Source organism: Clostridium boliviensis (assembly GCF_033342255.1).
Lineage (GTDB): Bacteria > Bacillota > Clostridia > Lachnospirales > Lachnospiraceae > Lacrimispora > Lacrimispora boliviensis.
The window spans coordinates 42046-63273 of record NZ_JAWONS010000179.1 but is presented as its reverse complement, the minus strand read 5'-3'; the positions used below and the strand labels follow the sequence as shown (position 1 = coordinate 63273).

Genomic DNA, 21228 nt, shown 5'->3' with positions numbered 1-21228 from the left:
GCAGGACTTCTGCAAAAAGAAGTGGATAAATTTAAAATAATCCAATAAGATGTTGAATTAAAAACTGCCTTATGATACCATGAAGGTGGTCAGTTATTTCAAATACAAATAAGGAGGCTTTTAATAAATGGATATTCGTTACTCTGCAAATCAGAAAGATTTCAAACGTTATACAACAGAAGAAACCAGAAACGAATTTTTAATTGAGAACTTATATGTTGCCAATGAAGTGGTAGCTGTTTACTCCCATGTGGACCGTATGGTGACACTGGGCTGTATGCCAACAACAGAAACTGTTTCTATTGACAAAGGAATTGATATCTGGAAAAACTTTGGTACAAGCTTTTTCCTTGAAAGACGTGAGATCGGTATCTTTAACATCGGCGGATCCGGAAAGATCAAGGCAGATGGAGAAGAATTCAGCATGGGATATAAAGACTGTTTATATATCACAAAGGGAACCAAAGAAGTATTATTCTCCAGTGATGATGCATCAAACCCTGCAAAATTCTATATGGTAAGTGCTCCGGCTCACAAGTCCTGCAAGACAACCTTTATTCCCATCGAAAAGGCTGCCAAGAAGCCGCTGGGTGCAATGGAAACTTCCAATAAGCGCGTGATCAACCAGTTCATCCATCCGGATGTACTTGAGACTTGCCAGTTATCCATGGGAATGACCGTTTTAGATCCGGGCAGTGTATGGAACACCATGCCGTCTCATACTCATGAAAGACGTATGGAAGTTTATATGTACTTCGAGATTCCGGAGAACAATGTGGTATTCCACATGATGGGCGAAGGCAATGAGACCAGACATATCGTTATGCAGAATGAGCAGGCAGTAATCAGCCCATCCTGGAGCATCCATTCCGGAGCAGGTACAAGCAATTATACCTTCGTATGGGCAATGGGCGGTGAGAACCAGGCATTTGATGATATGGACACCATTCTTACAACTGAATTAAGATAAAAAATAATTGGACAGGCAGATGCTTTTATATGGGCATCTGCCTGTTTTTTTCATTTCAGGAAGGAAATTGGCAAATGGTGTGAAATCTCTGTGAAAATGTAGATATTCTGCTATCAATTTGGTACAATATGTTTCAGAAATACTGGAAAACAGTTGAGATCTGATTTCGGGAGGTTTTTATGGAACAGTTAAAAATATTAGTGGTAGATGATGAAGCCAGAATGCGAAAACTGGTTAAGGATTTTCTCAGTGTAAAAGGATTTACCGTTGTAGAAGCAGCCAATGGAGAAGAAGCTGTTGACATATTTTTTGAGCAGAAGGATATTGTGCTGATTATCCTGGACGTGATGATGCCCAAAATGGATGGGTGGGAGACCTGTAAGACCATCCGCAAATATTCCCAGGTTCCCATCATCATGCTGACAGCCAGAACAGAGGAGCGTGATGAGCTTCAGGGCTTTGAATTAGGCGTGGATGAATACATTGCAAAACCGTTCAGCCCCAAGATCCTGGTTGCCCGTGTAGAGGCCATATTAAGGCGCAGCAATGCTGTTAATACAGATTCTGTGGAAATCGGCGGCATCTGCATTGATAAGGTGGCTCATCAGGTTACAATCGATGGAAAGGACATTGAATTAAGCTATAAAGAATTTGAGCTTCTGGCATATTTCCTGGAAAATCAGGGAATTGCTTTATCCAGAGAGAAGATTTTAAATAATGTATGGAACTATGATTATTTTGGTGATGCAAGAACCATTGATACCCATGTAAAGAAGTTAAGAAGCAAAATGGGAGATAAAGGAGATTACATCAGGACGATCTGGGGAATGGGCTATAAATTTGAGGTAACATAATCGTTAGAGGTGAGTGAATGAAGCATTCCATAAAAGCACGTTTCGCCATCGTGTTTGTCTGTCTGATGGCATTTGTCCTTCTGTGCACCTGGTGTGTGAATAACTTGTTTTTGGAGAGTTTCTATACCAGAGCCAAGGTTCATATACTGGAGATGGCCTACACAGAGATCGACAAGGTGGTTGACCAGGCCAACGAAAGTGGGAAGGGGATCATCCAGTATTACTATGATTCCTATGATCCTGATTACAAGAATGAGGGTCCAGTACAGAAGATGTTCCGGACTATGGGTGAAAAATACAATTTAATGATGGTTTTAATTGACAGCACCACCGACAAGTTCCTGATGTCCACAAGCGGAGACCCCCAGTTCTTAAAAAACAGGGTGGAGGATTATATATTCGGTAAAGATATGCCCCAGGCCAGCGTGTTAAAAAAACACGAAAATTATATTATTCAGAAAGCCTACGACAAACGTTCGGATTCCTATTACCTGGAAAGTTGGGGATATTTTTCTGATAATAAAACTATTTTTTTGATCTCCATACCGTTGTCTAGCATCCGGGACAGTGTGGCTTTGTCAAATCAGTTCCTGGCTTATGTGGGGTCTATAGCTTTGATTATAGGCAGTTTATTTATCTATTTTACGACAAAGCGGATCACAACCCCCATCCTGCAGCTGGCAAATTTATCCGAGAAGATGTCTGGTCTGGACTTTGAGGCGAAATATACCGGCGATGAAAAAGATGAAATCGGTATTCTGGGCAACAGCATGAACCAGCTGTCCGATCGGCTTAAAGATACCATCGGACAGCTTCGCAGTGCCAATGAGGAATTGCAGAAGGATATCGAAGAGAAGGTAAAGATCGATGAGATGCGGAAGGATTTCATTGCCAATGTCTCCCATGAGTTAAAAACCCCAATTGCCCTCATTCAGGGATATGCGGAAGGCTTAACAGAGGGAATGGCAGAAGATCCGGAGAGCAGGGATTATTACTGTGAGGTAATCATGGATGAGGCCAATAAGATGAATAAAATGGTCCGCCAGCTGTTAAATCTCACAGCTCTGGAATTCGGCAATGATGATCTGCAGCTGGAATGCTTTGATTTAACAGAACTGATTCGTGGAGTGATTGGTTCTTCCGGAATATTGATTCAGCAAAAAGAGGCGAAGGTGAAACTGGAGACCTTTGATAAGATCCGGGTTTGTGCGGATGAATTCAAAATAGAAGAAGTAATCACCAATTATATAAATAATGCACTCAATCACCTGGGCGGAGAGCGGGAGATTATTATTACCGCAGAAGAAAACGGAAAAGAGGCACTTGTAACTGTATTTAACACAGGACAGAACATTCCGGAAGAAGATATCCCCAAACTCTGGACGAAATTTTTCAAAGTCGATAAGGCTCATACCCGGGAATATGGTGGCAGCGGCATCGGGCTTTCCATTGTAAAAGCCATTATTGATTCCCATAATAAAACCTGTGGTGTCCGCAATGTAAAAGGCGGGGTAGAATTCTGGTTTACCCTGGACTGCTATCAGGAAAAGGGATAATGACTTATGTGCTGAGTGAAAAATGCCGATATAAATAGTGTTGAACCATGATTTCTTAAGACATGCGATGTGAAAGGAGAATGATATGGATATTGCAGCAATGAGTATGCAGCTAAGTTCTGCTAAGCTTCAACAGAGTGCCAGCTTAAGTGTTACCAAAAAGGCAATGAATAACCAGGAAGCACAGGCAGCCGATCTTTTAAAGATGATGGATGCGGCAGCTCCAAACCAGATTAAGGCAACTGGTTTAGGACAGTATGTTGATGTAAGAGTGTAAAGAAGTATCAGCCGTTAAGGAGTTGGACCAGTGAACCGGTCTGGCTCCTTAACGGCTTTTTTAGTTGAATAGAGGGGGCGGTTACCCCTGTTTTTCACAGATTAGGAAATAGCGGTCCAGATGTTCCGTATAACCGCCTTTTTGTTCTTTTGGCGGTGTAGCGTCCAGTATGGCTCTCAGCTGGGGCTTTAAACTGAGGCTGTTAAGCAGTGACATCAGCTCCTGAAGATTAATGAGTAACAGGGAAGGTTTTCCATTTAGCAGCCTTTCTTCCGCCATCTCCTGTTTCAGATGGAAGGCGTAGGGATTTGCCATATAGAAATACATGATTCCGCCAGTTTCTAAATGCTCCGAGCATGTGCCAAGAAGCTCCTTGTAATTAGGATAAAGGGATAAATCTCTGCCCAGGCTGATATAGTTGTATCTGCCTTCCGGAATCTGTTTATGTGTTTCAAAAATGGAAGGAGACACATAAACAGGGCTGTGAAATGGACGCAGATCATCTGCAAGAGCAGCGTCATTGATAAGGAAGGTAAAGGAGCTCTCTTTTTTCATTCTCCTGAACTGGGTTTTTAGCTGCAGCACATCTGCACCATAGCCGGGATCAATGGCGAGCATGGATATATTCTCCGGCTGCTGTGCAATGGTAGGTTCTATATGAGTCAGCTGGTAAGGGTCATAACAGAAGTTATTTCCCCATGGATCGAGATTGTATTTAAACTGAAACAGAGCCCGCCCGTTAAAAATAGAATGATGGTGGACCTGGTCCTCTTTTCCGGTAACACTGCCAAAATGGTAGCACCACGTGTCCTTGCAGAGAATCTGCTGAAATCCCGCCCTTCTTGCCCGCAGGCTGAAATCATCATCCCAGAATTCCATGGTATGAAAATACCGGTCTGCAAATCCAATGGTATTCACTTTCTCCACATCATACAATGCGATCACAGGCATGAGTCTGCATTTTTCCTCCCAAAGGTATGGACAGGTCTGATTATGGCTTTTGGCTGTCGCCTCTGCATTTTCCGGTTTAAAATCAGCGATCATCCCCTGGCGGTTGCTGGTATTTGGAGTGCTGGGAACCGCCATGACAGCATTAGGGTAATGCTGCAGGCAGGTGAACAGATTATCCAGCCACCTTTCTGTAAGAATGGTGTCGTTGTTAACAAATGCAGCATATCTGCCTTCGCATACGCGGTATAACAGAGTAAAGATCATTGCTTTAACATTCTCTTTTAGTGTTATAACTTTTGTGATTCCAAGGCTTTCAAAGTATTCCTCTGTTCCATCGGTGGAACCGTCGTTTAACAGGATTAGTTCACATGGGTATTTGGTTAAGTCTGTATTCCGGAAAAGACTGTCCAGACATTTTTTGGTATATTCCAGTTTGTTGTAAACGGGTATCATGATGGAAATCAGGTATTTTTCTCCTCTGTCGCTGTACGTGTTTTGGTGGTTCTCAGCAAATTCGGTATTATAGTATTCATTCATTTTTGCTTTATCCGGATAGATGATCATCCAGAAGTAGGTGTCTTCCAGCCATTCCTGAAGAAATGGAATCAGCTGATATTCAGTCAGCGCTGCAGCCTTTTCCCTGTTGTTGATTAGGACTAGTGTTGTGAGTTTGTCGATTGTCCAGCTTATGTTGTGATACATGGCCTGAAAGGAGATCGGGATTTTTTGCAATGCCGGGTCGTTTAATGCGGGTTCTAAATCAGCCAGCAGGGACTTAATAATCTGAAACTGGCTTGTCAGGAGGCGAGTCTCCTGACTGGGCAGTGTGGGGAGCAGTGTTGTGGCTATATGCAGCAGGAATTTCTGGTTCTGAATCACCCGCTTCCATGAATTTAAGGGGTCATCGGCAGATATCCTATCTAAGGCTAAAAATTTGTGCGTCATAATGGGTTCCTTCTTAAATTATAGGCGGCATCATGCAGGAAAAACGGACTGATGGTGCTGCCTGGTATGCGGTGTCACTTTATTATATGGCTGATGTCCGGATTCTTTGAATGAAACAAAAAATATTTAAAAATTTACAAAAAATGACTTAACTTTTTAAGCTATCGACTCGATAAAGTATGTGAAAGGAAGATGTTGGTGAGCTTCTTCTGCAAAGAGGGTTTTTCCTGATTTTGTAGCGGCAGTTCATTGGACAGGCTTCTTGCAGACACAAGTGTCAGATTTTTACGAAACCCGCCACGCGGCTGGTACCCCGCAGAGGTTTCAAATATCTTTAACGCTTATCTGGAAACCAGTAAGCGTCCTATCATCCAGGGAAAAGGATTTCCCTGATACATATTCAAGGAGGAAAAACACATGAGAATTCAGCACAATATCGCAGCTTTAAACTCTTACAGACAGTTAGGAAGTAACAACACATCCGTAGCTAAGAACCTTGAGAAATTATCTTCTGGTTACAGAATCAACCGCGCAGGTGATGACGCAGCTGGTCTTGCTATTTCTGAGAAGATGAGAGCACAGATCACAGGTCTTGAGACAGCACAGAAGAATGCAAACGATGGTATCTCTTTAGTTCAGACAGCAGAAGGTGCTTTAACAGAAGTTCACTCAATGTTAAACCGTATGACTGAGCTTGCTACCCAGTCTGCAAACGGAACTTATCAGGATAACGTTGACCGTGAGAATCTTACAAAAGAGGTTAATTCCTTAAAAAGCGAAATCGACCGTATTTCTGAAGGAACTAACTTCAACGGAATTAATCTGTTAGATGGTAGCCTTGGTAAGTCAACTGGTGTACCAGGTACAGCTATGGTAACTACCGGAGATGCCCTTGGTGCTGCAGCAACTGTTTTAGAAGCATCTGGTGCTTCTATTGCACCTAATCAGGACGTATCAATTGCCGATGCTACAGGCGGAAAGATTTCAGTTACAGTTACCAATACTGACGATGGTTCTGCTAAGACAACAGTTATTGATCTTGCAGAGGTAACTAAACGTACAAATGGTACAAATACAGGAGCAGCTTTAGGAGGAACAGATACTTTGGCAGCAGGTGAAACAGCTACCATTGATCTGACCAGTGTAGGACTTGGTAAAATTGATATTGTCGGTAACGGCGGGAATGCAGCAGCTCTTGCTACTGGCTTAGCAGGTACGATTTCCGGTGTGGGAACACCTGTAGGAGGTGGAACTGGAACTGGATTGGCATTGCAAATTGGAGATACTGGTGATGATTTCAATAATCTGACTGTTAGCGTTGGTTCCATGAGCTCTAAGGCACTTGGTCTCGATTCTATAGATGTGAGCACTCAAAGCGGTGCAAAGAATGCTATTAAGACAATTAAAGATGCAATCAATACTGTTTCATCTACTCGTGGTGATTTAGGTGCTTTACAGAATCGTCTTGAGCATACTATCAATAACTTAGGTGTAACCTCTGAAAATATGTCTGCAGCAGAGAGCCGCATCCGTGACGTTGATATGGCAAAAGAGATGATGAACTATACTAAGAACAACATTCTGGTTCAGTCTTCTCAGGCTATGCTTGCTCAGGCAAATCAGCTTCCTCAGGGAGTTTTACAGTTATTAAAATAATATAATTGTTTAATTATCTTGATTTATATCCCTCGAAAGGCTTAGTTCCTTTTGGGGGATATTCTATATAAATGAAAAGAGGTTTATCTTTTATGATTCGTAATGTGCGGTTATCTCAATGCATGATAGTTAAAAACGAGGAAAAAAACATAAGAAGAGCTCTGGAGTGGGGGAAAGGAACTGTCTTTGAACAAATTGTTGTTGATACAGGGTCTGATGACCACACTGTTGAGATTGCCAGGGAATTGGGGGCAACTGTTTTCCAGTTTCCATGGATTGATGATTTTTCGGCTGCCAAGAATTTTGCGATAGACAAGACAAAAGGGGATTGGATCGTATTTTTAGATGCGGACGAATATTATACATCTGAAAGTGCTGCAAAGATAATTCCTATTCTGCTACAAATAGAAAATGGGCATTATGAAACGGTGAAACCTCATGCAGTAAGAAGCTTGTTAATTAATTTAGATGACCAGGGACAGGCTATTTCAACTGGTAATCAGGAACGGATTTTTCGTAATACTTCTGTTTTACGTTATCATAATCGAATACATGAAACGTTATATATATCAGATGGTAATGAGTTAGTTATTGTAGATGCCTCTAAAGATCTAAAAATTTGTCACACTGGTTATACGAGACAGATTTATCAAGAAACCGGTAAACGCGAACGTAATATACGAATACTTCAACATGAGGTGGAGGAGTGCCCGGATAATTATAATGCATGGTCATATTTAGGGGATGCCTTGTTAGCCTTGGAATCATATATGGAGGCGGAACAGTCTTATTTACATGTAATTAAAAATGCGGATAGAGTTCTTTCTAAGGCAAGAATGGAAGCAGCATTTTGTAATTATTTAAAATTGAAGTTTTTATGCGATACAGGTACGGAAAAGGAACTATTTGATATATATCATGCTGGTAAAGCCTCTGGGTGTGAATCTCCTGATTTGGAATACTGGTTTGGATATTGGTATTATAAACGAGATAATAAAAAGAATGCAGTTGTATATTTTGAAAAAGCATTAAAAATACTAGATCAATATAATGGCAGCAGCTTTTTGGATATAGCGGGTGGTTTATTGGAAGTTTATCAAATGCTTTTTTGTGCTTACAAAGAGTTTGGAATGATTTCTGAAATGATGAGGTATGGAGTGCTGGCACTTAGACTTAATCTATACTTAATGCCAATTATTCAGGACATACTGCATCTTTTTAAATTGGAAAAAGGAGAGGCTCTAACCGGGGATATAACTTTTGAATTTTTGCAAAAGCTCTATCAACCTGTTTCTTTGAAAAATAAATTGTTTTTATTGAAAGCATCTAAGATGGCGGATTTTCCTGCATTGGAGAACAAGATATATGGTTTGTTTTCGGCAGAAGAACTAAATGCTTTGGAGAATAATAATTAAATCTTAACATATGCATTACTGACGATTAAGGTCAGCTTTGCTTCTGTCGGTGGTATATAACGTTCTTAAAAGCCACTATTATCTAGCTATATATAAACTACATTAGTTATCGTGTAATTTACAATACATTTTATTATCAGGAAGGTGATTATAATGTTAACTCCTTATATTTGTAGTAACGATATTTTTAGACTTTTGAAACAACAAAAGGCTAAACGTATCTTGTATATTAATGAATCGGGGAAAAAGAATGATGAATTATTCATTTTCTTGTCAAATAATTTGGGGCGTTCTGTCAAAATCGATACAATTTCATTTTCACATAATGATAGTACAAAGCTAACGTATGGATGGCATGTTATATTAATCAGAGGTGAAATACTTAGTAAAAATCAAAATATAAATGAAATATTAAAAAATTTAATAAACTACGCCAAACAGTCAGTTATGGTTGTTTCCCCTGTTTATATATGCGATAACGGTGAACCTGCAGATTTAACAAGTGGTATACGTTACTTATATCCAACCCGTTTTCACGAATTTGATTTTACATATCAAGAATATTATGATGAAGTAAATGAAAAAAAATGGCAAATATATAATTTTTATACGCAGAATGATTTCAAATCACCTTTATCTTTTGACAAGATTTCATATACAGAAGATACTTTTTTAAATAGAAAATTAAATATAGTATATGTTCTACCGCACCTTAAGCTTACCGGTGGATTAAAATATCTTTTAACTCACGCTAAATTTTTATTTGAAAGAGGACATAATGTTTATTTGATGTATTTAGGTGGTGGAGATGCAATTCCTTCATGGAGTGAATTAAGTCAAGAAAATATAACTGGACAAATATGTGTATCTACAGATGAAGAAATTTCTGTTTCTTTGAAAAAGCATAAGATTGACGCTATTGTAGTTGGCTTTTATACACAATTGAATCGGATGGTGAACTTTGAAGTACCTATTCTTTATTGGGAACAAGGCTCTGAAAATTTATTTGGTGATTGGGGAACCGTACAATCACATAATAGTCCTTCATTAAATGAAATCCGTAACATATATCGTTTGCCAATTGCAATAGCTTCTGTCTCACCTATCGTTTCTAGTGTTTTAAAAGCACGTTATGGCAGGTTTTCGCCATTATTGTATACAGGGATCGATACAGAATTCTACAAACCCCTCAATGAAAACTGTGAAAAGCAACATGATGGATTTTTGAAAATTCTTCTTGTAGGGCAACCAGGTCTATTATTCAAAGGATTTTTTATGATAGTAGAAGTTCTAAGACAATTATGGAACAGTGGATATAGGTTCCAAGTTACTTGGGCTTCACAGGTTGAATTTACAATAAATGCTCCTTATCCAGTTGAAATATTAGTAAATACATCTCAAATTGCCTTGACCGAACTTTATCGTGAAAGTGATATTTTAATTAGTGGTTCTGTTTATGAATCTTTTTCAATGCCACCTATGGAAGCGTTCGCATCAGGCACTGCTGTTGCATCAACTGATAATGGGGGGATTCGTGTTTATGCAAAACCAGGTGAAAATATTCTGTTAGCTGAACAAGGAAATTTTTTTGATTTATATACTGCTATCGAATATCTGATTAGATATCCGGAAATTAGAAATAAATTAGCTAAGGAAGGGAGAAAGGATTCATTAAGTTTTTCGATTAATAATTCTATTGATCAATTGGAAAATATTTTATATCATATTGTATCTCATCATTATAAAGAAGCTGGCACTTCGTCAAGTATAGATATTTCCTGATATTATAAAACATTTAGCGGCTCCCTAGAGGTTTAATTTTGATAATCTGCCAAGATATTTCTATATAGAGGCGACAATTCTATCAGCTGGTCACTTTCCGGCTGATTATTTTTGTGTTAACATTTCCACCGTATACACAGGAAGATTTATACGTAAAGGCTTCTAATTACAAAGTGCGGATATTGTTATACGCGTAAAATTATCGTAAAAATTAATAAAAATGTTACAAATGTCAATATAATAGAATAATATAATTGGAAAGAGTAACTGAAAAACGTTTAAAATGAGCAAAATCTGCCAATAAATTAACCCATACTTACCCACCTCCCATAAAAATCATGATAAAATTTAGCTTTCCAAATCCCAGAAAACCCCGTAAACACGGGGTTTTTCACAATTTCATAAATTTTCCTTACGAAAAACCGTGTCGAATCCTTATAACTTTCTTGACAATATTTGTAATAAAATGTAAAATGGAGTAAGAAAATTACAAAAAATGAATGATTTTGCATTTGACTGTTAAAATTTAACTATTTTTTCCATTTTGTAACAGTCTGAATACGTCATAATGGCAGATTGCCGGAAGAAATGAAAGTGAGGAACAAATCCGATGAATGCAATTTTTGGGAACAGCATTTCCATGGCGGAAAAATCTCTGGATTATTTGTGGGCAAAGCAGCAGACGACACTTAATAATATCGCCAATGGCGAGACCCCCGGCTATAAAGCCAGATATGTGACTTTCGAAGATGAATTTCGCAGCAGGCTTTGGGCAGCGAAGAGGGGAACTTCTGCAGATGTCGGTAAGGCAATTAATGGCTCCAGATATTATGTGCGAAATACCAATGAGGAATCTGCAAGGCTTGATGGTAATAATGTCAACATGGATGTAGAGAACGTGGAACTGGCAAGGACTACTCTGCAGTATCAATATGAACTGAATTCATTAAACAGTGATATCAGCAGACTTCGTACGATAATTAAAGGTTAAAACAGGAGGCATATAAGATGGAACAGATGTTCATAACACCCATTCGCACATTGGACTCCATTGCGGATATAGGAACAGCAAAAAAGGTAGGATCCGGACAGAATGCGGGTCCTGCATTTCAGGATATTTTTAAAGAAGCAGTTGAGAATGTAAAAACAACGGAATCAGACTTAAGCAGACAGCAGTACCTTTTGTCAACCGGACAGATAGATGACGCACATACAGTGCCTGCTGCAGCGGCAAAAGCCCAGTTATCCGTAGAACTTTTAACGGCGCTTAGGAATAAGGCATTGGAAGCTTATACGGAAATTATTCGTATTAGTATTTAAAACAGATAGCAGGGCGGACGTACGGGATGGAAAAAATTAAGGATTTATTGGGTAGACTGAGTGATAAGACGAAGAAGATTATTATTGCGGCAGTAATTGGCGTGGTGGTAATAAGCGGTGCAGTGTTTGCAGCACTGTCCATGCGGCAGAAGCCGTATGAAGTTATGTTTACCGGGGTGAGTAGTGAAGAAGCAAAACAGATTATTGGAAAACTGCAGGAGGACGGGATTGATTACCAGTTTGACGACGGTGATATAAAAGTTCCGACTGAGAATATGGACACCACGAGAGCGAAACTGGTGTCAGAAGGATATCCCAAGAGCGGTTTTACATACGATGTTTTTAAAAACAATGTCAATCTTATGACTACAGATTCCGATCGACAGACATTTAGGCTGTACGACCTGGAGACAAGAATTGGATCTACGATTCAGATTTTTGATGGAGTAAAAGAAGCATATGTTACAATAGCCCTGGGAGATACTTCTAAATATGCATTGTCTGAAGACAGCGCGAAGGAAGCAAGTGCCCAGGCTGTTGTCGTTATGAAAGACGGCGGAGCTCCGACGGAAGAACAGGCCAATTCCATTCAGCTTTTAATATCAAGAAGTATTCCGGGAATGGTTATTGACAATGTATCTGTTTTTGACGGCAACGGACGTGAAGTATCAACCAAAGCCGGAGATAGTGATTCCGATTCCGGTAAAGCGGCAGATGAGATAGAAAAGCTGATTGAAGATCAGATTTCAGCAAAAGTAATGAACGTACTGGGACCGGTCTATGGCAATGGCAATGTCCGGGTATCTGTAAAAGGTACCGTTAACATGGATAAACTGATCCGGGAAAGTATTGTCTACAATACACCGGAAAAGATCGACGAGAAGGATAAAACAGGTCTTACTTCTGAAGAATCCATTACCAAGGAATTTTCAGGAGATGGGCAGGCAGCATATGGAGTTGCCGGCTCAGAAGCCAATGCTGACATTCCCCAGTATAATGCCGGTGGACAAAATGCGGATAATGCATATGCCTCAAGCAGCTTAAATAGAAAGTATTTATTAAATCAGATCAAAGAACAAGGGCAGATAAATCCCGGAAGTATTGAGAATCTTACCGTATCCGTTGTGGTGAATGGAAACGATTTTGGTTCGCTGAATATAGAGGATATACGCAATCTTGCAGGAAATGCTGCGGGAATTGCCCAGGCTGACAGGGCGGAAAAAATTACTGCTGTAGCGGCACCGTTCTATACCATTGATGTTCCCAAAGAACTTGAGGAACCTGCAGAAGCAAATACAAACGGCATACTGATTAATCAGTGGATTCTGATTGGAGCACTGGCTGGAATACTCCTCCTGCTGCTTATTATCATTCTTGCTGTACGGCGCAGAAGAAAGAAAAAAGCGCTTGCAGAAGGGCTGGAAGACAGTCAGGAAGATGTACCGGGCATTCTCCCTATGCCTGGGAATGAAGACCAGGAAATGGAGATTCTTGTTCCGGAAGAAGACAAAGTTGCAGAACTGCGAGACAACGTTCGTGAATTTGCAGAGCAGAATCCTGAAATTTCAGCACAGCTATTAAAGACCTGGTTAAATGGAGGAAACAATAATGACGACTAATCTAACGCCGGAACAGAAAGCGGCAACAGTTATTGTTTCACTCGGCGTGGATAAGGCTTCCAAAATATATAAGTATCTGAGTGAAGATGAGATAGAGAAATTAACCGTCGAAGTTGCAAAGCTCGGACATGTTGAGTCAGAAACCACACAGGCCGTATTGGATGAGTTTTATAAAACCTGTTTAACTCAGAAGGTGGTAACAGACGGCGGACTGGAATATGCAAGAACTGTTCTGGAAAAGGCATTTGGGGAAAGTACTGCCAACAGCCTGCTCCAGAAAGTCACCCAGTCCCTTAAATCCAGATCCTTTGGCTTTATCCGAAAGAGTGATTCCAAGAATCTTTTCTCAATTCTCCAGCATGAGAGAGCACAGACCATTGCACTGGTATTATCCTATACCAATGAGGAGATGACAGCGCAGCTGATATCGGAGCTTCCTCCTGAGAAGCGGCTTAAGGTGGTGGAATCCATTGCAAGAATGGAAAGTGCTTCTCCGGAAGCTATTAAGATAGTAGAGAATGAGATTAAGAAGAAGTTCTCCGGTATTCTTACAACTGATTACACAACAGTTGGCGGTATCGATTACATAGCAAACGTAATGAACCATATGGACAGAGGAAACGAAAAACTTATCTTCGACGAGTTGGGAAGAAAAGACGCAGAACTGGCAGATACCATCCGCAAGAAGATGTTCGTTTTCGAAGACATTATTACGATGGACGACAGATCCATTCAGCGTTTTATCCGCGAATGCGATATGAAAGATATGGTTTATGCGCTTAAGAATGCAAATAAACAGATTACAGATGTTATTTTCTCCAATATGTCAACCCGTATGAAGGAAAGTATTCAGTCCGACATGGAAGTTACAATTAATGTCCGTCTGAAAGATGTCGAAGAGGCACAGCAGAGAATTGTTAGTATTATCAGGCGTCTGGAAGAAGAAGGCGAGCTGATAATCAGCAAGGGCGGAAAGGATGATATCATTGCCTAATATTATCAAAGGTCCCCAGGCTGCAGATCTGGTTCTGGAATATGGATTTCAGCAGAAATTTGAAGATGTAGTGGTGAAACAGGAAACAGCCGGACCGGAGGAAGAACAGCTGCATCCGGAGCATGAAGATAACAATATTCGGATCGAAGAGATATACGAAGAGGCGTATAACCGGGCAGAGGACATTGTGAAACAGGCAAGGGAAGAAGCCGAAAAGATACTGGCAGATGCCAGAGAAAACGGTTATCAGCAGGGCTATGAGGCCGGATTGCAGGAAGGACGCACAGCTGCGTACGAAGAGCATAAGGAAGAACTGGATTTACGTATGAATGAATTCCGTGAATCCATCCGGTCAACCATAGAAAGTGTTACAGAAGAGAAAAACAGGATTATTGAGACATACATTGATGATTTAAAACGGGTAACTTTAACCATAGCGGAAAAGGTGATACAGACCAGCTTAAAATCAAGCGGTGAGATCATTAAACGTATGATAGTGGCTGCAGCAGGTAAACTGAAAAAAACGCAGTGGGTGAAGATTTATGTATCTCAAAAGGACGCAGGAATGATGATCCAGGGAGATGTGGGACTGTTAAATGAACTTTCCCATATATCAGGCAATATCAAGATCGTTGCTATGGAACATTCCGAAGAGGGTACATGTATTATAGAGCTTCCAGAAGAGATTATTGATGTCAGCGTAAATACCCAGATCGAAAATATTAAGGGAATCCTTAATAACGCAAGACTGTAGCAGGAGGAATCCGTATGTTCAAAGATTTATCGGACTTAATCAGGAAAACAGAGACCATAGACCATATCGGCAAGATTGAGAATATTGTTGGTATGTCTATGGAAGCCTCCGGTGGAAAGGCCAGCATTGGAGATATTGCCTATATTTACAATGAGGACAGAAAAGAACAGATTCCAGTGGAAGTGGTTGGATTCAAAGATGATAAGATTCAGCTTATGGCCTATGAGAACATGAGCGGAATTGCTGCGGGAAGCTTTGTAAGAAATACAAGAAGACGTTTGAAGATACCAGTAGGGGATTTTTTAAGGGGACGGATTATTGATGCAAAGGGAGAGCCCATGGATGGGATGGGACCTTTTGAAAATCCCAGATATTATTATGTGGAAAATCCCTACATTAATCCAATGTCCCGGCCGCCTATTACAGATACATTGGAATTCGGCGTTAAGGCAATTGATGGCATGAATACCATCGGCAAGGGGCAGCGTATCGGTATCTTTGCAGGCAGCGGTGTCGGAAAAAGTACATTGCTTGGAATGATAGCCAGGAATGTAAAAGCCGATATTAATGTTGTTGCACTGGTGGGAGAGCGTGGCCGGGAGGTAAGAGAGTTTATTGAAAAGGACTTAGGTCCGGAAGGAATGAAACGCTCGGTTTTAATTGTTGCCACATCGGATCAGCCTGCCATGCTTCGTATGAAATGTCCGCTTGTTGCCACCACGATTGCAGAGTACTTTAAAAATCAGGGAAAAGATGTACTCCTTATGATGGACTCCCTGACCCGTTTCGCCATGGCACAAAGAGAGATCGGCCTAGCCATTGGAGAGCCGCCTGTAGCCAGAGGTTATACTCCTTCTATCTATGCGGAATTTCCAAAACTACTGGAAAGAAGCGGTAATTTTAAAGAAGGCTCCATTACTGGAATTTATACCGTTCTGGTAGAGGGAGATGATACCAATGAACCCATTGCCGATACAGTGCGGGGTATTGTAGACGGTCATATTGTACTGAGCAGAAAACTGGCCAACGCCAACCATTTTCCGGCAATCGATGTAAGTGCCAGTATATCCCGACTTATGACTAACATTGTATCGGATGAACACAGGAAGATGGCTTCTGAAATCAGAGATATTTTAAGTTTGTATGAAAAGAATGAAGATTTAATATCAATTGGCGCCTACAAATCGGGGACCAATCCCAAATTGGATGTTGCCATTGCCAAGATAGAAAAGATCAATCAGTTTTTGTGTCAGGGGATCAATGAGAATGACAGCTATGAAGAAACGCTTGAGAAAATGAGACTAATTTTAAAGTAAACTTTGTGAAAGAAGGCTGAAGATGAAAAAATTCAATTTTCCTCTTGATACTGTTTTAAATTATAAGGATCAGGTACTGGAAAATCTCAAAACAGAGCATGCACAGATTCTTGCTGGGATAGCACAGCAGGAACAGCGGATTGAAGAGCTGATGGTTAAGAGCCGGCTTGCGGCTGTAAGGTACAGAGAAGATACACTGTGTGGAGTGACTGTTAATATCATGAGAGAATATGAGCGCTATATCACTTTCATTCAGCAAAGAATTATTACGGAACAGGGTGTCCTCTTAAAGATGAAGAAAAAAGAGGAACAAAAGCGCACAGAAGTGATTGAGGCCAAAAAAGAAAAGGCGTCCATTGATAAATTAAAAGAGAAGAAGATGGACCAATACAACAAGGATATGCTAAAAAGTGAAGAGCTGTTTATTGAGGAATTTGTTTCCAATACCATGTCAGTTCGCAGCAGCAGGTAGTCCTGCCGGATTCATACACGGCAGTTACCATAAAATCAATGCCTTAAGGCAGAACAGAGAAAGGGGGGAAAACAATGGAGATGAAAACAAACAGTGTAGATCTTATAATCAGACAGATGCCAAAATCCCAGAAGACGGAAGAATCATCAACAAGTGACAGATCCGGATTCAAGAAGATGATGAGAGAAAAAGATTTAAAGAAAGACACTGGAAACAAAGACAAAAAGGATTTAAACAAGGAGCTGGAAACTGCAGCATCGAGTGCAGGGGTACCCCAGGCGCCACGGGATCAAAAGTCTGATGCAGCAGAATCTAAGGATCAACAGGAAAAAGATGCAATGATCCAGGGCCTGAAATCGTTAAACGGTCAGATGCCAGATGTATTGAAGTCAAAGGAAGATGCTGCAGATACAAAAGCAATGGATTCTTTTCAGCTGCTTAAGGAGTTTCGCCTTAAGAACTGGAACCCGAAAGATGATAGTACTCTGATTCAGGAAAAGTTAGACTTCAATATATTAAATAGTCAGATGCCCAAAAAGACTGTACCTGATTCCCAATTAGGGCTGGAGGTTCAAGGCAACCCTCTTGCACTTCCAAAAGATGAAGAAAAGAAGGAAGTGAAGGGACCTGGAGAAGCTCTTATGAAAATGAGCGAACAGAAAGGACCTGGATCAGAGAAGTTACTTTCTGAGAAAGGACCAGGAGTATTGACAGCAAAAAAAGGAATACATGCAGATGGACCTGGATACCGTTTAAAAACAGATGAGAAAGACAATCTGACAGACGAAGATGCCGCACAGGAAAAATTCCCTGGTATGCTTCAGGATAAGCTTATTGAGCCAGGACATATGTCTGAAATGAGTACTCATAAAACCCAGTCTGCTGATGTTACCTTACCGGTTCAGAATCTGGAAGAACTGAATGCAAAACTCTCGGAACAAATCATGTCACAGATTAAGACGGACAAAAAAAGTCTGGAAGTTCAGCTGGAGCCTCATAACCTGGGAAAGATCCTCATTAAAGTTGCTTATGAGAAAGATCAGATGAGTGTATCCGTCGTCTGTACAGAGAGCAAAACCTTAAAACTATTGTCCCAGTCAGCCGGAGAATTAGGCAACATTCTGGAGAACAACCTGGAGCGTCCGGTTCATGTAATCGTAGACAAGCATCAGGCGGATTACTTAAATAGCGGACAGGAACATCAGGGAAACGGAAGAGAGCAGCAGGAGCACCGGCAAAATCAATCCGATGATGTAGGGGATGATTTTATCCAGAAACTGAGACTCGGTATTTCAGATCTGGATTCTGATGATATGAATGAGTGATTTACGATAAGGAGATAAATAATGGCTAGTACGGATGCAATAGGCGGAGCTGGAAATCTGTTATATAACTCGGCTGCGACTGGTACGGATTCCAATGTGGAAACGAAAAAAAACAGCGAAGTATCTATAGAAGGTTTTTTTAAACTTCTGGCTGCGCAGCTTGAGAACCAGGATATGTCCAACCCAATGGATAACTCTGAGATGATGACTCAGATGACTCAGATTGCCATGATGCAGGCAATGGATAATTTCTCCACATCAATGGATGACTTTGCCCAGGTTAATACAATCAATTACGGCACCTCCATGATGGGAAAGACTGTATTAATCGGATCATTAGACAAGAATGGTAATATGGAAAAACATAATGGTACGGTAACCCGTGTAGATATTTTTAATGGTATTCCGACTCTTTATCTGGATGATGATACGACGACAGGATATCCGGTATCTGGTGTAATGTCTGTTTATGAAAAGGGACATGCTCCGGCTGATGATAAGCCTGGGGACGGAGATACAACTACGGGAACAGAGGATAAGCCTGCGGGCGGAGATTCGACTACGGGAACAGAGGATAAGCCTGCGGGCGGAGATTCGACTACGGGAACAGAGGATTAGCCTGTGGACACAGTTCCTTCTGACAGTACAGAGGGTAAAACTGCTGTTTAAACAGATGATATGGTTGGTGATTGAGGATGATAGGAAAAATAAATCAGTATGAAGATGTCCGGCAGCTAAAACTGCGGAGTGCAGCAGCGGTATCGGAATGCAGCAGCTTCAGCGATGTTCTTAACAGCCGGATCGGAGAAGAAAAACTTCATTTTTCCAAGCATGCCACAGAACGGGTGAATCAACGGGGAATTGATGTAACTCCTTCATTTTTAGATGATTTACAGTCTGCTGTGGAAAAAGCCCGTTTAAAAGGTGCGAAAGATGTTGTTATTATCAGTGAGCGAGGGGCATTCATTGTCAATGTACCCAATAACACAGTGGTAACAACGATGTCAGGAAATGAAATGAAAGAAAATATTTTTACCAATATTGACAGTGCCGTTTTATTATAGCCGGACCATTTTATGGAGGCGCAGCCTGTATGTCTGACTGACATCAGGTGACGGCAGTTTCAAAAGAGAAAGGATAAAAATTATGGTTAGATCAATGTTCGCTGGTGTTGCAGGTCTAAGGGCACATCAGGCAAAGATGGATGTTATCGGTAATAATATTGCAAATGTAAATACATGGGGGTACAAGGCAGGGAGCATGTCTTTTAAAGATGCCATGTACCAGAACACCAGCTCCGGATCAGGTGGAAATACGGAAGCTGGTGGAGTTGGTGCGGTGAATGCCAACCAGGTAGGCTATGGTGTTACAACAGGTGCGATAACATATGATTTTTCTAAAGGAAGTATGGCACCTTCCGCAAGTGGTCTGGATTGTATGATAGATGGAACCGGGTTCTTTATAGTAGGGCCTATGCTGGATTCACCTCTTTCTTTGAGCGGTGAAGATGCAGTAAAATCAAGTGGTCTTTATTTATCAAGAGTTGGTAAGTTTAAGGTAGATCCAAATGGTTATCTGACTGATGACAGTGGTAACTATGTATATGGCTTTAGCTATAATCAGGATGATGATACATATGATACTGCAACATTAACACCGTTAAAATTACCATCGAAAGCGGATTTAGCGAGTGCTGCAAGTAAGCAGAATGGTGAAAATGTAGCGAAGGCTTTAAAGGCTTTAAACGATGCTAAAAATGCATATAACACACAGAATTCCGCTTACGTTGCGGCTAAAGATGCGTACATAGCTGCTCAGAAAGATTATGATTATATATCTACTACAGCAGGAATTGATACACAGAAAACTATAGTTACTGATAAAAAGAAAGTAATGGATGATTTTTATGCTGCATGGCAAAGTGATCTTACAAATGTAACTAAAAGGGAAGATTATTATACGGCATCAAATGAATACGAGGAGGCAAATTATAAGCTTATTCGATTACAGGCTCAACTACAGGCTCCTAAAGCTTTGGCTAGCTATACATCACCAGATCCGGAAACTGAACTCACCAAATATTATACGGACTATTTAAACGATTTGACGACATTAAGGAATACAGATAAAGTTACAAATCCAGGGGGGTATGAAACTGCCAAGAACAATTTGGACGCAACGAAAGCCACATGGCAGAATGCTCAGAACAAACTCTCAGAGTTGGAAGATGATTCACCCCTAAGTATACGTGATGCAGCCAAAATTTCAGTTGATACACAAAAGGCTAAGCTATCTGCAGCATCTGTTGCTGTTGATAAGGCGCAAGCTTCATTAGATGCAGCTCAGAAAACAGCATCTAATTCAGAAAAGGATAACTCCAAATCAGATGATTCACTGGGCGAATTCTCCGGTTACACGATCCAGCAGGATGGAACGATTGTGGGTATATCTGCTGATGGCATAAAAATGGTCATAGGAAAAATAGCCCTTGGTAGTGTTCCGAACTTAGGAGGTCTTGAAAAAGATTCCGGTTATTATTACACACCAGGTGCCAGTGCTGGAAATGTAAGTGTATATGAGGCCGGAGGTACGGAAGGCCGTATCATGGGAAATTACCTGGAGATGGCAAAGGTAGACCTTGCCACAGAAATGACAGATATGATTACCACACAGAGAGGTTTCCAGGCGAACTCCAAAATCATCACTGTTACCGATCAGATGCTGGAAGAACTGGTTAATATGAAACGATAATTAGTTTTATTGTAATCCGGGGAGGCATGACTCCGCCTCCCTGGACTTAAGGAGAGGCATTATATGATTCGTCTTACAAGACTGAATGATGAGGAATTCATTATAAACTGCGCACAGATTGAGCGGGTGGAATCCATACCGGAATCCAATGTTATCCTGGTAAGCGGGAAGCATTATGTAGTGAAGGAAAGTGTTGAGGAAATTATAGAACGGGCGATAGATTACAATGCCCGAATCTATGCACGCGGGAAGAATATGAAAGATTAATCCG

General features: G+C 40.7%; 20 protein-coding genes. 19 read left to right on the top strand and 1 reads right to left on the bottom strand.

What is annotated here, in order from left to right; genetic code table 11:
* Positions 1–127 precede the first annotated feature (127 nt).
* The 4 genes from kduI to RZO55_RS11345 all read left to right on the top strand — a co-directional run bounded on the left by kduI (position 128) and on the right by RZO55_RS11345 (position 3657).
* A complete protein-coding gene (gene kduI / locus RZO55_RS11360) occupies positions 128–970 on the top strand; it encodes a 5-dehydro-4-deoxy-D-glucuronate isomerase (protein WP_318064395.1) in 843 nt (280 codons plus the stop codon).
* A gap of 179 nt (positions 971–1149) precedes the next feature.
* Positions 1150–1824 carry a response regulator transcription factor gene (locus tag RZO55_RS11355; RefSeq protein WP_318064394.1) on the top strand — a complete coding sequence of 225 codons (675 nt, stop codon included), beginning with the start codon at positions 1150–1152 and terminating at the stop codon, positions 1822–1824.
* A 17-nt stretch (positions 1825–1841) separates the two neighbouring features.
* On the top strand, positions 1842–3380 hold the full coding sequence (locus RZO55_RS11350; RefSeq protein ID WP_318064393.1) for a sensor histidine kinase: 1539 nt from the start codon (positions 1842–1844) through the stop codon (positions 3378–3380).
* Positions 3381–3465: 85 nt separating this feature from the next.
* On the top strand, positions 3466–3657 hold the full coding sequence (locus RZO55_RS11345; RefSeq protein ID WP_097004778.1) for a YjfB family protein: 192 nt from the start codon (positions 3466–3468) through the stop codon (positions 3655–3657).
* A gap of 81 nt (positions 3658–3738) precedes the next feature.
* Here RZO55_RS11345 and RZO55_RS11340 read toward each other — a convergent pair whose 3' ends face one another.
* A complete protein-coding gene (locus RZO55_RS11340; RefSeq protein ID WP_318064392.1) occupies positions 3739–5553 on the bottom strand; it encodes a glycosyltransferase in 1815 nt (604 codons plus the stop codon).
* 417 nt (positions 5554–5970) lie between these two features.
* Between RZO55_RS11340 and RZO55_RS11335 the strand changes: the two genes are divergently transcribed.
* From RZO55_RS11335 to RZO55_RS11265, 15 genes are all read left to right on the top strand, one after another.
* The gene (locus RZO55_RS11335) at positions 5971–7209 is read left to right on the top strand and encodes a flagellin N-terminal helical domain-containing protein (protein WP_318064391.1); all 1239 of its coding nucleotides are present in this window, start codon (positions 5971–5973) and stop codon (positions 7207–7209) included.
* 92 nt (positions 7210–7301) lie between these two features.
* Positions 7302–8624, top strand: a complete 1323-nt coding sequence (locus RZO55_RS11330; RefSeq protein ID WP_318064390.1) for a glycosyltransferase family 2 protein — start codon at positions 7302–7304, stop codon at positions 8622–8624.
* A 153-nt stretch (positions 8625–8777) separates the two neighbouring features.
* Positions 8778–10406 (top strand): glycosyltransferase family 4 protein, encoded by a 1629-nt coding sequence (locus RZO55_RS11325; protein ID WP_318064389.1) that lies wholly within the window; start codon positions 8778–8780, stop codon positions 10404–10406.
* A 610-nt stretch (positions 10407–11016) separates the two neighbouring features.
* A complete protein-coding gene (flgB, locus tag RZO55_RS11320; protein ID WP_318064388.1) occupies positions 11017–11397 on the top strand; it encodes a flagellar basal body rod protein FlgB in 381 nt (126 codons plus the stop codon).
* A gap of 17 nt (positions 11398–11414) precedes the next feature.
* Positions 11415–11726, top strand: coding sequence for a flagellar hook-basal body complex protein FliE (gene fliE, locus RZO55_RS11315; protein WP_318064387.1), 312 nt, complete (start codon positions 11415–11417; stop codon positions 11724–11726).
* 26 nt (positions 11727–11752) lie between these two features.
* Positions 11753–13345, top strand: a complete 1593-nt coding sequence (fliF, locus tag RZO55_RS11310) for a flagellar basal-body MS-ring/collar protein FliF (RefSeq protein ID WP_318064386.1) — start codon at positions 11753–11755, stop codon at positions 13343–13345.
* On the top strand, positions 13335–14339 hold the full coding sequence (gene fliG, locus RZO55_RS11305; protein WP_318064385.1) for a flagellar motor switch protein FliG: 1005 nt from the start codon (positions 13335–13337) through the stop codon (positions 14337–14339). The genes fliF and fliG overlap by 11 nt, the downstream gene beginning before the upstream one ends.
* Entirely contained in the window at positions 14332–15093 is a 762-nt protein-coding gene (locus tag RZO55_RS11300) for a FliH/SctL family protein (RefSeq protein ID WP_318064384.1), read from the top strand. Before fliG ends, RZO55_RS11300 begins: the two co-directional genes overlap by 8 nt.
* A gap of 14 nt (positions 15094–15107) precedes the next feature.
* Complete coding sequence (gene fliI / locus RZO55_RS11295; protein ID WP_318064383.1) at positions 15108–16409, top strand: flagellar protein export ATPase FliI; 1302 nt, start codon at positions 15108–15110, stop codon at positions 16407–16409.
* Positions 16410–16431: 22 nt separating this feature from the next.
* A complete protein-coding gene (gene fliJ / locus RZO55_RS11290; RefSeq protein WP_318064382.1) occupies positions 16432–16881 on the top strand; it encodes a flagellar export protein FliJ in 450 nt (149 codons plus the stop codon).
* Between the two features lie 74 nt (positions 16882–16955).
* Positions 16956–18206 (top strand): flagellar hook-length control protein FliK, encoded by a 1251-nt coding sequence (locus RZO55_RS11285; RefSeq protein WP_318064381.1) that lies wholly within the window; start codon positions 16956–16958, stop codon positions 18204–18206.
* A 21-nt stretch (positions 18207–18227) separates the two neighbouring features.
* Positions 18228–18824, top strand: coding sequence for a flagellar hook capping FlgD N-terminal domain-containing protein (locus tag RZO55_RS11280; RefSeq protein ID WP_318064380.1), 597 nt, complete (start codon positions 18228–18230; stop codon positions 18822–18824).
* A 77-nt stretch (positions 18825–18901) separates the two neighbouring features.
* Complete coding sequence (locus RZO55_RS11275) at positions 18902–19270, top strand: TIGR02530 family flagellar biosynthesis protein (RefSeq protein ID WP_318064379.1); 369 nt, start codon at positions 18902–18904, stop codon at positions 19268–19270.
* An 82-nt stretch (positions 19271–19352) separates the two neighbouring features.
* Positions 19353–20957 (top strand): flagellar hook-basal body complex protein, encoded by a 1605-nt coding sequence (locus RZO55_RS11270; protein ID WP_318064378.1) that lies wholly within the window; start codon positions 19353–19355, stop codon positions 20955–20957.
* A gap of 63 nt (positions 20958–21020) precedes the next feature.
* Positions 21021–21224 (top strand): flagellar FlbD family protein, encoded by a 204-nt coding sequence (locus RZO55_RS11265; RefSeq protein WP_318064377.1) that lies wholly within the window; start codon positions 21021–21023, stop codon positions 21222–21224.
* Positions 21225–21228: the final 4 nt, after the last annotated feature.

Bases quoted from the DNA above. Each gene is read 5' to 3' on its own strand.
- RZO55_RS11275 (WP_318064379.1), top strand. From the start codon at position 18,902: ATGATAGGAAAAATAAATCAGTATGAAGATGTCCGGCAGCTAAAACTG.
- RZO55_RS11355 (WP_318064394.1), top strand. From the start codon at position 1,150: ATGGAACAGTTAAAAATATTAGTGGTAGATGATGAAGCCAGAATGCGA.
- fliF (WP_318064386.1), top strand. From the start codon at position 11,753: ATGGAAAAAATTAAGGATTTATTGGGTAGACTGAGTGATAAGACGAAG.
- RZO55_RS11340 (WP_318064392.1), bottom strand. From the start codon at position 5,553: ATGACGCACAAATTTTTAGCCTTAGATAGGATATCTGCCGATGACCCC.
- fliG (WP_318064385.1), top strand. From the start codon at position 13,335: ATGACGACTAATCTAACGCCGGAACAGAAAGCGGCAACAGTTATTGTT.
- fliI (WP_318064383.1), top strand. From the start codon at position 15,108: ATGTTCAAAGATTTATCGGACTTAATCAGGAAAACAGAGACCATAGAC.
- RZO55_RS11325 (WP_318064389.1), top strand. From the start codon at position 8,778: ATGTTAACTCCTTATATTTGTAGTAACGATATTTTTAGACTTTTGAAA.
- RZO55_RS11270 (WP_318064378.1), top strand. From the start codon at position 19,353: ATGGTTAGATCAATGTTCGCTGGTGTTGCAGGTCTAAGGGCACATCAG.
- RZO55_RS11350 (WP_318064393.1), top strand. From the start codon at position 1,842: ATGAAGCATTCCATAAAAGCACGTTTCGCCATCGTGTTTGTCTGTCTG.
- fliE (WP_318064387.1), top strand. From the start codon at position 11,415: ATGGAACAGATGTTCATAACACCCATTCGCACATTGGACTCCATTGCG.
- fliJ (WP_318064382.1), top strand. From the start codon at position 16,432: ATGAAAAAATTCAATTTTCCTCTTGATACTGTTTTAAATTATAAGGAT.
- RZO55_RS11285 (WP_318064381.1), top strand. From the start codon at position 16,956: ATGGAGATGAAAACAAACAGTGTAGATCTTATAATCAGACAGATGCCA.
- RZO55_RS11335 (WP_318064391.1), top strand. From the start codon at position 5,971: ATGAGAATTCAGCACAATATCGCAGCTTTAAACTCTTACAGACAGTTA.
- kduI (WP_318064395.1), top strand. From the start codon at position 128: ATGGATATTCGTTACTCTGCAAATCAGAAAGATTTCAAACGTTATACA.
- RZO55_RS11345 (WP_097004778.1), top strand. From the start codon at position 3,466: ATGGATATTGCAGCAATGAGTATGCAGCTAAGTTCTGCTAAGCTTCAA.
- RZO55_RS11265 (WP_318064377.1), top strand. From the start codon at position 21,021: ATGATTCGTCTTACAAGACTGAATGATGAGGAATTCATTATAAACTGC.
- RZO55_RS11330 (WP_318064390.1), top strand. From the start codon at position 7,302: ATGATTCGTAATGTGCGGTTATCTCAATGCATGATAGTTAAAAACGAG.
- flgB (WP_318064388.1), top strand. From the start codon at position 11,017: ATGAATGCAATTTTTGGGAACAGCATTTCCATGGCGGAAAAATCTCTG.
- RZO55_RS11280 (WP_318064380.1), top strand. From the start codon at position 18,228: ATGGCTAGTACGGATGCAATAGGCGGAGCTGGAAATCTGTTATATAAC.